The 14,156-nt window shown below is 66.7% G+C and carries 17 protein-coding genes; 13 read left to right on the top strand and 4 right to left on the bottom strand.

Annotation, left to right across the window (positions count from 1 at the left end):
• Positions 1-12: 12 nt before the first annotated feature.
• The 4 genes from MLE27_RS15440 to MLE27_RS15425 form a co-directional block, all read right to left on the bottom strand.
• Positions 13-750, bottom strand: coding sequence for a substrate-binding periplasmic protein (locus MLE27_RS15440; protein ID WP_243313079.1), 738 nt, complete (start codon positions 748-750; stop codon positions 13-15).
• Positions 751-858: 108 nt separating this feature from the next.
• The gene (locus tag MLE27_RS15435; protein WP_243313076.1) at positions 859-1,200 is read right to left on the bottom strand and encodes a hypothetical protein; all 342 of its coding nucleotides are present in this window, start codon (positions 1,198-1,200) and stop codon (positions 859-861) included.
• 30 nt (positions 1,201-1,230) lie between these two features.
• The gene (rfaE2, locus tag MLE27_RS15430; protein WP_243313073.1) at positions 1,231-1,752 is read right to left on the bottom strand and encodes a D-glycero-beta-D-manno-heptose 1-phosphate adenylyltransferase; all 522 of its coding nucleotides are present in this window, start codon (positions 1,750-1,752) and stop codon (positions 1,231-1,233) included.
• Positions 1,753-1,754: 2 nt separating this feature from the next.
• Entirely contained in the window at positions 1,755-2,552 is a 798-nt protein-coding gene (locus MLE27_RS15425; protein ID WP_243313071.1) for a YkgJ family cysteine cluster protein, read from the bottom strand.
• Between the two features lie 76 nt (positions 2,553-2,628).
• On the opposite strand from MLE27_RS15425, the gene MLE27_RS15420 reads away from it, so the two are divergent.
• From MLE27_RS15420 to MLE27_RS15360, 13 genes are all read left to right on the top strand, one after another.
• Positions 2,629-3,063: an ATP-binding protein gene (locus tag MLE27_RS15420; protein WP_243313067.1), complete on the top strand. Its 435-nt coding sequence runs from the start codon at positions 2,629-2,631 to the stop codon at positions 3,061-3,063.
• Between the two features lie 11 nt (positions 3,064-3,074).
• Positions 3,075-3,413, top strand: a complete 339-nt coding sequence (locus MLE27_RS15415; RefSeq protein WP_243313065.1) for an STAS domain-containing protein — start codon at positions 3,075-3,077, stop codon at positions 3,411-3,413.
• A 2-nt stretch (positions 3,414-3,415) separates the two neighbouring features.
• On the top strand, positions 3,416-4,081 hold the full coding sequence (locus tag MLE27_RS15410) for a hypothetical protein (RefSeq protein WP_243313063.1): 666 nt from the start codon (positions 3,416-3,418) through the stop codon (positions 4,079-4,081).
• On the top strand, positions 4,078-5,799 hold the full coding sequence (locus MLE27_RS15405) for a dynamin family protein (RefSeq protein ID WP_243313061.1): 1,722 nt from the start codon (positions 4,078-4,080) through the stop codon (positions 5,797-5,799). Before MLE27_RS15410 ends, MLE27_RS15405 begins: the two co-directional genes overlap by 4 nt.
• Before the next feature lie 62 nt (positions 5,800-5,861).
• The gene (gene rpsF, locus MLE27_RS15400; protein WP_243313059.1) at positions 5,862-6,179 is read left to right on the top strand and encodes a 30S ribosomal protein S6; all 318 of its coding nucleotides are present in this window, start codon (positions 5,862-5,864) and stop codon (positions 6,177-6,179) included.
• A 3-nt stretch (positions 6,180-6,182) separates the two neighbouring features.
• Positions 6,183-6,443: a 30S ribosomal protein S18 gene (gene rpsR / locus MLE27_RS15395; RefSeq protein ID WP_243313056.1), complete on the top strand. Its 261-nt coding sequence runs from the start codon at positions 6,183-6,185 to the stop codon at positions 6,441-6,443.
• 19 nt (positions 6,444-6,462) lie between these two features.
• Positions 6,463-6,975 (top strand): 50S ribosomal protein L9, encoded by a 513-nt coding sequence (gene rplI, locus MLE27_RS15390; protein ID WP_243313113.1) that lies wholly within the window; start codon positions 6,463-6,465, stop codon positions 6,973-6,975.
• Positions 6,944-8,398 carry a replicative DNA helicase gene (gene dnaB, locus MLE27_RS15385; RefSeq protein ID WP_243313054.1) on the top strand — a complete coding sequence of 485 codons (1,455 nt, stop codon included), beginning with the start codon at positions 6,944-6,946 and terminating at the stop codon, positions 8,396-8,398. Before rplI ends, dnaB begins: the two co-directional genes overlap by 32 nt.
• Positions 8,399-8,487: 89 nt before the next feature.
• The gene (locus MLE27_RS15380) at positions 8,488-9,786 is read left to right on the top strand and encodes a phenylacetate--CoA ligase family protein (RefSeq protein ID WP_243313052.1); all 1,299 of its coding nucleotides are present in this window, start codon (positions 8,488-8,490) and stop codon (positions 9,784-9,786) included.
• Positions 9,787-9,954: 168 nt separating this feature from the next.
• Complete coding sequence (locus MLE27_RS15375) at positions 9,955-10,590, top strand: nucleotidyltransferase family protein (protein WP_243313050.1); 636 nt, start codon at positions 9,955-9,957, stop codon at positions 10,588-10,590.
• A 325-nt stretch (positions 10,591-10,915) separates the two neighbouring features.
• Positions 10,916-11,458 carry a DUF456 domain-containing protein gene (locus tag MLE27_RS15370; RefSeq protein WP_243313049.1) on the top strand — a complete coding sequence of 181 codons (543 nt, stop codon included), beginning with the start codon at positions 10,916-10,918 and terminating at the stop codon, positions 11,456-11,458.
• Positions 11,459-11,518: 60 nt separating this feature from the next.
• Positions 11,519-12,967, top strand: a complete 1,449-nt coding sequence (gene thrC, locus MLE27_RS15365) for a threonine synthase (protein WP_243313047.1) — start codon at positions 11,519-11,521, stop codon at positions 12,965-12,967.
• A gap of 356 nt (positions 12,968-13,323) precedes the next feature.
• Positions 13,324-14,067: a TlyA family RNA methyltransferase gene (locus MLE27_RS15360; protein WP_243313046.1), complete on the top strand. Its 744-nt coding sequence runs from the start codon at positions 13,324-13,326 to the stop codon at positions 14,065-14,067.
• Positions 14,068-14,156 lie beyond the last annotated feature (89 nt).

Below are 14,156 nucleotides of genomic sequence, written 5' to 3'. Positions count from 1 at the left end.
AATGTCACGGGGTCATTCCAGCTTGACGAGTTTCTCGATGGCCCGGTTGACCCTGCGCAGCACGGCCGGGTCCACGGATTTGTTGAACAACAGGTAGCGCAGGCGGCCCTTGCGCAGGTCCGCCAGGGGCACGATGCGCAGGGTGAAAGGGTTCACGCCTGATTCGTTCGAAAGCGCGTCGATCTCTTCGGGGTTCACGAGCATGACGTCGAAGCGGCTGGCGTGGAGCATGCGCACCAACTGCACCTGGGTGCCGTTCACCCGCACGGGCGGGCGGGGCATCTTCTCCAGCAGGGCGTCCACCTCGGGCCCGTAGGAAAAGGCCTCGTTGAGCCCGAACACCAGGTCCGGCATGGCGGCCAGCCCGCGTAGGGTGGCGGGGCCGTCCGGCAGGCCTTGGTAGCCTTCCCGGAAGAGGGCCATGAGCGGGGCGTCCTGGTAGATGGGGTAGCTGTATTCCGCGATGCGGGTACGCTCCGGGGTCATGTACCAGCCCACGGCGCAGGTGAGGGTCTTGGCCTCGGCCAGCTCCATGAGGATGCGCCGGGAGGGCATGTCCACATATTCGGGGAGCAGGCCCGCCTCGCGCAGGATGCGGTCCGTCAGGGAGAGCAGGAAGCCCTGGGGATAGCCGTTTGAGCCGAGCGTGTAGTAGGGCGGCCGCTCGAACGTGAGCACCGTTATGGGCTGGGCCGCAGCGGCCGGGTGCAGGCCCAGGGAGGCCAGGCAGACGGCCAGGCCGCAGGCCAAAGGAAGAAGCGCCCGCGACAGGAGGCCCCTGAGGCGAGCGCCAAACCGGCGGTCAGGATGCGAGGGTGAAGCGTGAGGGGACGTGGCGATCTCCTGCCCGTCCGGGGATCACTTCGGCAGGGACTTCACGAAGAGATTGAGGTTCCCGAACTTGTCCTTGTAGATGTCGCCGACGAGGGTGACTTCCTTGTTCTTGTAGGTCTGCTGGAAGGCGGAAACGGCTTCGAGGCTCACGTCTTCGGGGGTCCAGACGGAGTAGCTGGTGCCGTCGTTGGTCACCACCCAGAGGCCTTCGCCGTCCTCCTCGCCGACGACGGCGACGAGGGTGGCGTCCTTGGAAACGACCTGCATTTCCAGCTCGGCCTGCGCATGACAGACGCCGCACAGCAGCAACGCCAGGAGGGTGGCGCACAGGGCGCGGTTGACAATAGGGGAAATGAAGGCGGCCATGAAATCTCTCCCGTGAATGATGAACAAATTTTAATCCCGGCGGGGAGAAGCGTCAAGGCCCGCATGCCCCGAGAGGGCGAGAATGCGTTCGATCACGGAAGTCGTTGAATAACCGGGCAACAGGGGCAGGCTCATCACCAGGCCGCCGCGGGCCTGGACGGACTCCCTGCCCACGATGGACTCCACGGGCCAGTCCCCGCCTTTGACCAGCACGTCGGGGCGCACGGCCTCGATGAGCTCCAGCGGGGTGGGGCGGTCGAAGCCGGTGACGAAGTCCACGCAGGCCAGCCCGGCCAGCACCCTGGCCCTGTCCGCGAAGGCGGTCACCGGGCGGGAGGGGCCTTTGAGCCCGCTCACCGAGGCGTCGGCGTTGAGGCCCACCACGAGCACCCGGCCCAGGGCCCTGGCCCGCTCCAGCAGGTCAACGTGTCCGGCGTGCAGCAGGTCGAAGCAGCCGTTGGTGAACACGATGCCCCCGGCGGCGCGCAGCGGCGTAAGCCGGGCGAGCAGTTCCTCCAGGGGGAGGGCCTTGCATCGTGTGGAGGCGAACATGGCTAGCCTTTCTTCTTGCTCAACGCGCGCTCGGAGCCGAAGAGCATCAGCTCCAGCCAGTCCAGCCCGAACTCCAGGCGCTTGGCCTCGTCCGAGAGGATCTCGGCCTTGCGCTCCTCGTCCAGTTCCAGGCGCTCCAGCACGCCCATGCGTGTGAGGAAGTCGCCGAAAGCGTCCGTGTTGTAGGCCGCCAGGAAGACCAAGTTGGCCTGGCGCTGATCCAGCGGGGCGCCCTTGTCCCTGGCCTGGGCCATGAGCAGCATGTAGCGGTCGTTGCTGTCGTTGTAGCGCTTGAGGTCCTGGTCCTTGAGCCATTCGGCCGAGTTCCAGTCGGTCTCCTGCTCGAAGCCCCGGCAGTGGGGCTCTCGCACGATGAAGAACTGCTCCAGCACCTCGCCCAGGGGGCCGGTCTTGGTGGCGCGGCCAAGGGGGTAGGTGCGGCAGGCCCCGGGGCGCCCCGGGTAGACCGAGCAGCCCTCGCGGCGCACGAAGGGGCAGGGCGAGCCGTGCACCTCGTCCAGCATGCGCAGGCGCATCATGGGGAAGCCCGTGTCCGGGGCCTGGGCCACCAGGGCGTGCTTGGCGATGAACTCCTTGCTGGTCATGCCCAGTTGGGCGCGCAGGCGCAGCACGTCGTAGGGCGTGAGCATCAGCGTCAGGTCGGAGCAGCAGGCGTTGAAACAAGGCACCTGCGGGTGGCAGGCGAACCGGAAGCTTTGGCCGGGGGCAAGCTCCGGCAGGCTCTCCAGGAAGGCCTGGGTGGCGTCCTGGTCGCTCAGGGGGGTGTTGTCGGTGGTCATGGCCCGCCCCGTCTATCATCCCGGACCGGGCTTGAAAACCCGAAAAGGCGCGCCGCGTTGACAGCCGCCCCCTATCGTGAAAAACACTTGGGCCATGGCCCAGCAGATGACCCTGCACATCGACAACCGCCTTCAGGAACTCACCCGCATGAGCGCCGCGCTGGAGGAATTCCTGGAAACCTGTTCGGTGACCGGGCGCGACGCCTACCACATCCAGTTGGCCCTGGACGAACTGGTCACCAACATCATCTGCTACGCCTTCGAGGCCCAGGGCGGCCACCCCATACAGCTCTCCCTCGCGATGACGCCGGGCGGGCTCGACATCATCCTGGAGGACGAGGGCATCCCCTTCAATCCCCTGGAGGCCCCCGAGCCGGACCTCGAGGCTTCGCCCGAGACGCGCCCCATCGGCGGGCTGGGCATCCATTTCGTGCGCAAGACCATGGACCATCTGGCCTACCAGCGCGCGCAGGGCAGAAACATTCTGCACATCCGCAAGAACATCACCTGAGGAGCTAGCCGATGGAATTCGCCGTGACCAACGCCGGACCCGTGACCGTCCTCGCCATTGCCGGGCGGCTGGACTCGAACACCTCCAAGGAGCTTGAGGACAAGGTGATGGGACTCATCACCGGCGGCGCGCAGCTCCTGCTGATGGACTTCGGCGGGGTGGACTACATCAACTCCAGCGGCTTGCGCGTGCTGCTCATGGCCTTCCAGCACCTGAAGAAGTCCGGCGGCCTGCTGCACCTCTGCGACATCAAGGACTACATGCGCGAGGTGTTCGAGATCTCGGGCTACAACGAGATATTCCCCATCTTCCCCGGCCAGGCCGAGGCCCTGGCCGCCTTCCCGGGCTGACCATGCGCGCCCCCGTTCCGGCTCTCAGGCTGCTGGCCCTGGCCGCCATGCTGCTCCTGGCTGGCCTTCAGGCCGCTCCCCCGGCCTGCGCCCAGATGAAGGGCCAGGCAGCGGACCGGCCCGAAGCCAAGGCCCCGCGCGAGATCGCGGGGCTGCGCCTCGGGGCGGACATCAAGGAATTCGGCTCCAGGGTTTCGCCCGGAACCCCCGAGGTGGACGCCGCCGTGCGTTACCTCTCCACCGTGGCCGTGGAGGTGCCCGAGGGATTCCGCTCCGGCTACGTCACCTACGGCAACTGCGAGCAGCCGGGCCGAGTCGTGCGCGTCAAGATGAACTACGCCGACGACTCCAGGGCCTTTTACGAAAAGATCCTCACCCTGCTCAAGCAGCGCTACGGGGAGCCCGCCCAGTGGCGGGGCAACCCCTTCGGCAGCCTGCGCATCTGGAAGTGGAGCCTCACCGACCCCGAGCTGGGCGACATCTCCCTGATCCTTCAATACTATTCCGGGGATGACGACACCTTCACCAAGGGCAACTCCATCCGCCTCTCGGCCCCGGGGCTCATCGCGCGCAACCGGGACTGCTGGGCCGCCGCCCACCCCGACGGCAAGGGGGCCCAGCATCGCGGCGGGCGCCTGAAGGACATGGAAGCGGGAATGCCGCATTGAGCGCCGCGCCCACCCTGGTGGACCGCGCCCTGGCCGAACGCCGGGCCGCCCTCTCGGCGCTGCTGGGCGGGTTGTGCTCCCTTGCGGAGCGCGCCGGGCGGGGCGACGTGGCGCAGGACGCCCGCTCCCTGCTCACGGCGGCGGGGGAGCCCTTCCTGTTCGTGGCCGTGGGCGAGGTGAAGACGGGCAAGTCCAGCTTCATCAACGCCCTGCTGGGGGAGCAGGCGGCCCAGGTGGCCCCCGACCCCTGCACGGACCGCATCCAGATCATCAGCTACGGCCCGGAGCGGGAATTCCATGAGGAAGGCCCGCTGCTCACCCGGCTGTTGCTGCCCCATCCCATCCTGCGCGACGTGGCCGTGGTGGACACCCCCGGCGTTGACTCCGTGGTGGACAGACACCAGGAGGTCACCGAGCGTTTCATCCCCCGCAGTGACCTGGTGCTCTTCACCTTCTCCGCGCTGAACCCCTACACGCGCTCCGCCTGGGACTTCCTGGAGCAGGTGGCCGGGCGCTGGCGGCGCAAGGTGGTGCTGGTGCTCACCCAGGCCGACCTGGCCAGCGTGGAGCAACTGAGCGTGAACCGGCGCAGGATCGCCGAACTGGCCCGCGAGAAGGGGCTGGGCGAGCCGCCGGTGTTCGTGGTCTCCTCCGTGCTGGAGGCCGTGCAGCCCGAACTCTCCGGCATCGAGGCCGTGCGCCGCCACATCCGGGAGATGGTCACGGGCGGGGCGCACGGGGCCGCCAAGCTGGAATCGCTGGCCAGGGGAGCCATGGGCTTGCTGGACGGCCTGGACGCCCAGGGCCGGGAGCAGCGCGCGGCCCTCGCCAAGGACCAGGCCCGCCTCTCCAGCCTGCTGGAGCGCCTCGACATGGCCCGCGACGCCGCCAGCCGCGAAGCCGGGCTGCTGGCCTCGCAGGTGCTGCGCAGCTACGACCTGGCCTGCGCCGACTACCTGGCCGCCGTGGAGCTGGAGCTTTCCTTCCCCAGCATGGTGCGCCGCAGCCTGGGAAGCTTCTTCCGCAGGCGCTCCGGCGTGCCCGCCCTGCTGGAGGAGCTGGCCCGCGCCTTCCGCGACTCGCTGGAGGGCAGGGTGGACGCCCTGGCCCGGGAGGGGGCCTCCAACCTGACGCGCAACCTGGGGCTCGAACTCTCCCAGATGGCCCGCGACCTGCGCGAGCTGGCCGGGCCTGGCGCGGCCCCGGACGCCGCCCGGCTGGATTTGCAGCGCGAGGCCGTGCTGCGCGACGTGGCCGCCGGGCTGGACGCCTTTCTCGCTTCCGGCGGGCAGCCCGGGCGGGTGGACCCCCTGAGCGTGGCCCGCATGGACCCCAAGGCGGCCATGGGCGGGCTCATGGTGCTGGCCGGGGGCCTGTTCGTGCTCTCCGTGAAGGGCGTCGTGGTGGACGTCACCGGCGGGGTGCTGGCCGGGGCGGGCGTGCTCCTGGCGGGCGGGGTGCTGGCCGTGAGCCGGCCCAGGCTCATCCGCCGGCTGCGAGAGGAGCTGAGCCAGGGCGGACGCCGCCTGGAGGATGAGCTGGACGCCCTGCTGCGCGCCCGCGTGGAAAGGATTTTCTCCGACATTGTGGCCCTGCTTGAGCCGCTTCGAGCCGAACTGGAGCGGCGCGGCCAGGCCCTGAGCGAGCAGGAGGCCCAGGCCGCCTCGCTTCGGGAAGGATTCGCCAAAGCCCTTGACACACCGGGGCAAACCGCCTAACGACAACCCCTCGCCTTGCTCTTCCCCGAAGGGGGAGGGCCACAGACCAAAAGGAGGATCGCATGCGTAAGTACGAGACGCTTCTGCTCTTGAGCCCCGAGCTCAACGCGGAAAGCAAGAAAGAGCTCATCGAAAGCCTCAGCGGCCTCATCGTCCGCCAGGAAGGCACGATGCTGACCGTTGACGATTGGGGAACCAAGGAGCTGGCCTACCCCGTGCGCAAGCAGGTGCGCGGCCAGTACGTCCGCATGGAGTTCGCCGCTCCCGGCGCGGCCGTTGCCGAACTGGAGCGCATCGTGCGCATCACGGACGGCATCTACAAGTTCGTCACCGTCAAGCTGGCCGACAAGTTCGAGCCCGCCGCCCCCGTGGAGGCCTAAATCATGTCCTTCAAGAAGAAATTCACCCCCAAGAAGAAGTTCTGCCGGTTCTGCGCCAACAAGAACCTGCCCATGGACTACAAGCGCCCCGACATCCTGCGCGACTTCATCACCGAGCGCGGCAAGATCATCGCCCGCCGCATCACCGGCACCTGCGCCAAGTGCCAGCGCCGGTTGACCACCCAGATCAAGCGTGCGCGCCAGATGGCCCTCATCTACTACACCGCCACGCACAGCGCCGAACTTCTGAAGAAGATGCCGTAGGAGATATCACATGTCTGCCATGAAACTCATCCTGCGCGCCGATATGGAAAACCTGGGCAAACTGGGCGACGTCGTCACCGTGAAGCCCGGTTACGGCCGCAACTACCTCATTCCCCAGGGCCTGGCCATGCTGGCCACCACCTCCAACCTGAAGGTCTTCGAACTGGAGCGCAAGAAGCTCCAGGCCAAGATGGACTCCCTGCGCGCAGGCGCCGCCGACCTGGCGGAGAAGCTGGCCGCGGCCGACGTGGCCATCGAGGTGCGCACCGGCGACGGCGACAAGCTGTACGGCTCCGTCACCTCCGCCATGATCGCCGACAACCTGGAAGCCCAGGGCATCGTCGTCGACCGCAAGAAGATCATGCTCGAGGACGCCATCCGCACCCTCGGCGTGCACGAAGTGGAAGTGAAGCTCCACGCCGACGTGCGCGGCGTCGTGCGCGTTCGCGTCTGCCGTCAGGGCGAGAAGCTCCTGGCCCCCGAAGCCGAAGCGGCGGAAAGTGGACAGCCCGCAGACGAAGCCCAAGCGTAAGACCCGTCGCGGGGCGGGCGAGGCCGACGGCCAGCTCGCCCCGCAAACTCTTGAGCGGGTCTCCGGCGATCTCCTTCGCCGGGTTCCCCCGCATTCTCCCGAAGCCGAGCAATCCGTCCTGGGCGGCATTCTCATCAAGAATGCCACCCTCCACGCCCTCATCGACATCCTCGGGGAAGACGACTTCTACTCCCCGGTGCACAAGGCCATCTACCAGGCCTGCCTCGAACTCAATCGCAAGTCCGTCGCCGTGGACCTGGTGACCTTGGCCGACGAGCTGTCCCGCATGGGCAAGCTCGACGACGTGGGCGGCCCCATCTACCTGGCGGAGCTGGCCAGCGCCACCGTGAGCGCGGCCAACGCCGAGTACCACGCCCAGATCGTGCGGGACAAGGCGGTGAAGCGCCGCCTGATCTCCGCCGCGTCGGACATCATCGAGAAGGTTTTCGAGGGCGCGGAGGAGACCGAGGCTCTGCTGGACGCCTCCGAGCAGGCCGTGTTCGCCATCTCGGACTCCAAGAAAACCGGCGTCATGAGCCCCAGCAAGACGCTGGTGGATTCGGTGTTCGAGCAGCTCACAGCCCGAATGGCCAACCACGAGGTGGTCACCGGCGTGCCCACGGGCTACTACAGCTTCGACGAATACACCGCCGGGCTCCAGCCGTCCGACCTCATCATCGTGGCCGGACGCCCCTCCATGGGCAAGACGGCCTTCGCCATGAACCTGGCCATGCGCGCGGCCTGCATGTACAACACGCCCACGGCCATCTTCTCCCTGGAAATGAGCAAAGAGCAGATCATGATGCGTACGCTCTGCTCCTGGGGCAAGGTGGACCTCTCCAAGCTGCGCAAGGGCAGGCTGGACGACAACGACTGGGCCAAGCTCTACGACGCGGCCAACGCCATCTCCCCCGCTCCCCTGTTCATTGACGACTCCGCCGCGCTGACCACCATGGAGGTGCGCTCCCGCTGCCGCCGCCTGAAGGCCGAACACGGCCTGGGCCTGGTGGTGGTGGACTACCTCCAGCTCATGCGCTCCGCGCGCCGCGTCGACTCCCGCGAGCAGGAAATTTCCGACATTTCGCGCAACCTGAAGGCTCTCGCCAAGGAGATGCACGTCCCCGTGATCGCGCTCTCCCAGCTCAATCGCAAGGTGGAGGAGCGCGGCGACAAGCGCCCCATGATGAGCGACCTGCGCGAATCCGGCGCCATCGAGCAGGATGCGGACATGATCATCTTCCTCTACCGCGAGGCCGCCTACAAGAAGAAGGACGAGCTGACCCCCGAGGACAACGTGGCCGAGATCATCATCGGCAAGCAGCGTAACGGCCCAACCGGGGTGGTCAAGCTGCGCTTCTTCAAGGAATCCACCTCCTTCGAGAACCCCACGGACATCCCGCCGCCCTCCGAATACGGCGGCTGAGCCACCCAGACACCTGCCGCCCGGCCGTGGCGCCCGCCAACAGGCGCTCGCGCACGTGGCCGGGGCGGCCCATCCACGGAGCAGAGCGCATGTACTACGATCCGGCCGAGTCCTTCACCCGCGAGGATATCTCCCGCCTGCAGCTTTCCCGCCTGCGCACCACCGTGGAGCGCGCCGCGCGCTCGCCCCTCTACGCCCGCAAGCTCAAGGATGCCGGGCTGCGCCCCGAGGACGTGAAAACCCTGGACGACGTGCGCCGCATCCCCTTCACCGCCAAACAGGACCTGCGCGACTCCTACCCCGACGGCCTCAACACCGTACCCACGGACCAGATGGTGCGCCTGCACGTCTCCTCCGGCACCACGGGCACGCCCACCGTGGTCTACCACACCGCGGCGGACATCAGCTGGTGGAGCTCCCTGGTGGCGCGCTGCATGCACATGGTGGGCATGCGCCCGGCCGACGTGTTCCAGAACACCACCAGCTACGGCCTGTTCACCGGCGGCCTGGGCATGCACTACGGGGCCGAACGCCTGGGCTGCCTGGCCGTGCCCATGGGCGCGGGCAACAGCCAGCGCCAGCTGAAGCTCATCCAGGACTTCAAGGTCACGGCCCTGCACATCATCCCCTCCTACGCGCTCTACCTGGCCAACTTCTGCGAGCAGAACGGCGTGGACCCCAAGGGCCTTGGACTGCGCATCGCCCTGGTGGGCGCGGAGCCCCACTCCGAGGAAACACGCCGCCGCCTGGAGGAAATCTTCGGCTTCAAGGCCTTCAACTCCTACGGCCTCTCGGAGATGAACGGCCCCGGCGTGGCCTTCGAGTGCCTGGAGCAGAGCGGCATGCACCTCTGGGAGGACGCCTACCTGGCCGAGGTCATCGACCCGGTGACCCTTGAACCCGTGGCCGAGGGCGAGGTGGGCGAGCTGGTGCTCACCACGCTCTGCCGCGAGGGCATGCCCATCCTGCGCTACCGCACCCGCGACCTGACCCGCTTCCTGCCCGGGCCCTGCCCCTGCGGGCGCGAGCATATCCGGCTGGACCGCATCACCGGCCGCTCCGACGACCTCATCATCATCAAGGGCGTGAACATCTACCCCATGCAGATCGAGCAGGTGCTCATGCGCCTGCCCGAAGTGGGCCAGAACTACCTGATCGAGTTGGAGAGCGAAGGCCCCATCGACCAGATCCGCATCAAGGTGGAGGTCCGCGAGGATGTCTTCGTGGAGGACATGCGCGTGCTGGGCGCGCTGCGCACCAAGATCGCCCACATGATGCGCGACGAACTGCTGGTGACCCCCAAGGTGGACCTGGTGGAGCACAACAGCCTGCCCAAGAGCGAAGGCAAGGCCGTGCGCGTGGTGGATAAACGCGCCAAGGACAACTAGAAGGCTTGGCAGGGCGGGGCGAGTTAAGGATCGGTTCCGGCAAGGTTGTCTGGATGCTTGGCTGGGTGGGATCTCCGCCCCCGCACCCCCGGCCCAAGACTCCGAGGGGCCGCCGCCCGCACCCTCCAGGGAGGTTCATCCCCCTGGACCCCGCAACGGGGTATGGGTATGCTCTCTCCCGACAGATTCATCGAGCACCTCGCTTCTGGGGAACCAATGGGCGGAACTTCCTTCAAAGAGACACTGCGCGGTATCGCATCTATCGAAAACGATACCAAGCGCCGCGGCATGTTTCTGGCCTTGCTCAACCGCGAACTTGAGAAACGGGGCGAGCGCCCCGTATTGCTTGTGGGTGGGTTCGCCGTCGAAATCTATACAGCTGGAGCATACGCCTCGGAAGACATCGACATCAAAGGGCCAAAGAAGGCTGTTGAAGCTTTGTTGTCTGAAGCTGGGTTCACCAGTTTTTCAAATTCCACATATGGCGACGAATCCCTTTCCATCTACGTCCAATGGCTTGGAGAAGGACCAGAGGCGCCGTTCGAGAACAGGGAACGTATCTTTGATGTTTCCATGGGCAGCCCGGACCTCCGTGTCCGCATCATTTCCTTTGAAGACTTGATTATAGATCGCTTGAACCAAGCCGAGCATTGGAAAAATGCAGATGGCTTCTTGTGGGCGAGGGCCATTGCCAGGGCGGCCAAAGAAGCTGGACAACAACTGGACTGGACATATCTTGAGGCCAGGGCTACCGAAGAACAAACTGAGGACCTGTTCAGGAAATTGCGAGAAGAAAATGCTTGAGTTCGAGACACTGCAAAACGCTGGACGCCGGGCACGCTACAAGGCTGCGCAGGAAGGACTGCCCCGGCCCGGCCACAACCGGACCCGGGAAAGGACCCCCGAAAAACAGGCGTTGCTTCTACAGGCTGTCGTCGACGCCTACCGGCGCACCCCCCCTCGGATCGAGAGTGAAGAGGGCAGGACCGTGCTGATTCTCCCCTGGATGCTCTAATCCTAGCCCTCGCCCTTGCCGTGGGGGCTGCGCTTTCGCGCAAGCCAGTTTCACGTTCCTCGATTTCTTCCAGCATCATCAATTCAAGATAATCAACCGATAGGGCGCAACACCATGGAATACTTCTACGCCTCCCTCTTCCTTGCCGTGCAACTGGCCGTGCTCGGCCTCAACATCCTTGGTTTGCCCGCCAACTGGATCATGCTGGGCCTGGCCTGGCTCTGGGGCCTCATCCATCCCTCGCTGCCGCTGGGTTGGGGCTTCTACGCCCCGCTGATCGCCATGGCCGTGGCCGGCGAAGCCCTGGAGTTCGGCGCGCAGTACGTCGGCACCAAGAAGTATGGCGGCTCATCCAAGGGCAACATGGGCTCCTTCATCGGGGCCATCGTGGGGGCCATCTTCTGCGCCCCCTTCCTGCTGGGCTTCGGCGCGCTGGTGGGCGCGGTGGGCGGGGCCTACCTGGGCTGCTACGCCTTCGAGCGCATGCACGGCCGCCCCTCGCCCGAGGCTTGGCACGCCGCCAAGGGGGCCATGTGGGGCAGGGTGCTGGGCTTCGTAGTCAAGATCGGCCTGGGCGGCGCCATGCTGGCCCTGATCGCCCGTTCGGTCTGGCCCGCCGAGGCCGCGCGGCAAGCTGTCGTGCTGCTTGGCTTTTAATCCCGCTGCGGTTATTACATGCCAAGCCCCCGGCCTGAGCCGGAAACAGAAGGAAGCGACATGACCAACGATTTCCCCACGTATCGCGGAAACATGGAATATTTCTGCCTCGGCTGCGAGGAGCGCTTCGACATCGGCGAGCTCCACTACACCTGCCCCAGGTGCGGCGGCGTGTTCCTGCTGGAGGACACCTGGTTCGACTCCCTGGCGGAGAACCCGCCCGTGTACTGGAAGTCGCTGTTCGACAAGCGCGCCGCCACCAAGACCACTTCCCTGCGCGGCATCTTCCGCTTCTACGAGCTGATGGCCCCCATCCTCGAACCGCAGGACATCGTCTACCTGGGCGAGGGCAACACCCCGGTCATCGAGGCCAGCCCCGCGCTCTCCAAGATCCTGGGCACGCCCATGGCCTTCAAGAACGACGGCCAGAACCCCTCGGCCTCCTTCAAGGATCGCGGCATGGCCTGCGCCTTCAGCTTCCTGAAGTCGCTGGTGCGCGAAAAGAACTGGGACAGCGTGCTCACCGTCTGCGCCTCCACGGGCGACACCTCCGCCGCCGCCGCGCAGTACGCGGCCTACGTGGGGCACCCGCTCACCTCGGTGGTCATCCTGCCACAGGGCAAGGTCACGCCCGCGCAGCTCTCGCAACCCCTGGGCAGCGGGGCCATCGTGCTGGAGGTGCCCGGCGTGTTCGACGACTGCATGAAGGTGGTTGAGCACCTGGCGGACAACTACCGCGTGGCCCTGCTCAACTCCAAGAACGCCTGGCGCATCCTGGGCCAGGAGTCCTACGCCTTCGAGGTGGCCCAGTGGTACGACTGGGACACCTACCGCAAGGCCGTGTTCGTGCCGGTGGGCAACGCGGGCAACATCACCGCCGTCATGAGCGGCTTCCTCAAGCTGCAGCGCCTGGGCGTGATCCCCTCGCTGCCGCGCATCTTCGGCGTGCAGTCCGCCCACGCGGACCCGGTGTTCCGCTTCTATCGCGAGCCCGACCCGGCCAAGCGCGCCTACGAGCCCGTGAAGGTCATCCCAAGCGTTGCCCAGGCCGCCATGATCGGCAACCCGGTCTCCTTCCCGCGCGTGAAGTACTTTGCGGAGCAGTACGAGAAGATCGGCGGCCCCGGTTCCTTCCAGGTGATCCAGGTTGAGGAGCAGGAGATCATGGACGCCATGCTCCTGGCCAACCGCCACGGGCACATCAGCTGCACCCAGGGCGGCGAATGCCTGGCGGGCCTGATCCGCGCCAAGGAGGCCGGGCTCATCGAAACCTCGGAGCTGGCCATCCTGGACGCCACCGCCCACAGCCTGAAGTTCTCAGGCTTCCAGGAGATGTACTTCACGAATTCGTTCCCGGCCGAATACGGCGTGACCCCCAAGCCCGGGCTGGTGAACAAGCCCGAGCTGGTCATCACCCCGGAGGAGAAGGCCGCCCTGACCCCCGAGGAGTACACCGTGAAGGCCGCCGAGAAGGTGGTGGCCCGCCTGGGCCTGGCCGGGAAGAACTAGGCCGCGCCGTCACAGGCCGAGACGTGGCCTGCGGCGGATTCCGACACGCTAGATCGATGAGAGCCCCGGCCAAGCCGGGGCTCTTTTGTTGCACGCCGGGGCATGGGGGACGCCCCCCAAGAACGGGATATCCCCGTTCATCGAGCCTGTTTCGCTCTGTGGGAGGGCCCACTCCCGTCCACACGGATAAATCCCGCCAACAGAAGGAGGGGGCTCCGCAGTACGTGGACCGCAGGGCCGAGCAAGCCGGGCGGGGAGCCGGACATCTTGACCTCGCCCGACAATACGTGAAACACCCCAGGCGCGCCGTCTTGGCGCGCGAACCATCAACCCGGCCCGGTCTGGCGGGCTAAAACATGGCGAACCCCAAATTCAGGGCGGATCAGCTCCTGGTGGACCAGGGCCTGGCCGAGAGCCGCGAGCGGGCCAAGCGCCTGGTCATGGCCGGGCAGGTCTATCAGACCGTAAGCGGCAGGCGCGAACTGTTGGACAAACCCGGACGCATGCTGCCCGCCGGCGCGGAGCTCTCCCTGGCGGAGCCGGAGCGCTTCGTCAGCCGCGGGGCCTACAAGCTGCTCACCGCGCTCGAGCACTTCGGGCTGGACGTGAGCGGGGCCGTGGCCCTGGACGTGGGGGCCTCCACCGGGGGCTTCACGGACTGCCTGCTCCAGCACGGCGCGGCCAAGGTCTACGCCGTGGACGTGGGCACCTGCCAGCTGCACGAGAAGCTGCGCGCCGACCCGCGCGTGGTGAGCATGGAGGGCGTGAACTTCCGCACCGCAACGCCGGACTTGATCCCGGAACAGGTGGACATCGCGGTGATCGACGTGTCCTTCATCTCGCTGACCAAGGTGCTGCCCGCCGTGACCGGGTTCGTGAAGCTCGGCGGGCGCGTGGTGGCGCTCATCAAACCCCAGTTCGAGGTGGGGCCTGGGCAGACCGTGAAGGGCGTGGTGCGCGACGAAAGCCTGCGCCTGCTTGCCGTGCAGATGGTGGAAAACGCCGCGCGGGAGCTGGGGCTGCACGTGCTGGGCGTGGAGCCCGCCGCCATCAAGGGCCCCAAGGGCAACCAGGAGTATCTGCTGGCCTGCGTGAGGTAACCCGCCAGGCGGACCGGTAATCCCGAAACGCTTGCCGCTGCCAGGCCATCGCGCGCTGGACGAGGCACCATGAAAAAGGGCGGCTTTTC

The sequence above is a fragment of the Fundidesulfovibrio agrisoli genome (genome assembly GCF_022808715.1).
Taxonomy (GTDB): Bacteria; Desulfobacterota; Desulfovibrionia; order Desulfovibrionales; family Desulfovibrionaceae; genus Fundidesulfovibrio; species Fundidesulfovibrio agrisoli.
The sequence above is the reverse complement of the archived record's forward strand: the minus strand, read 5'-3'. Positions and strand labels throughout refer to the sequence as shown.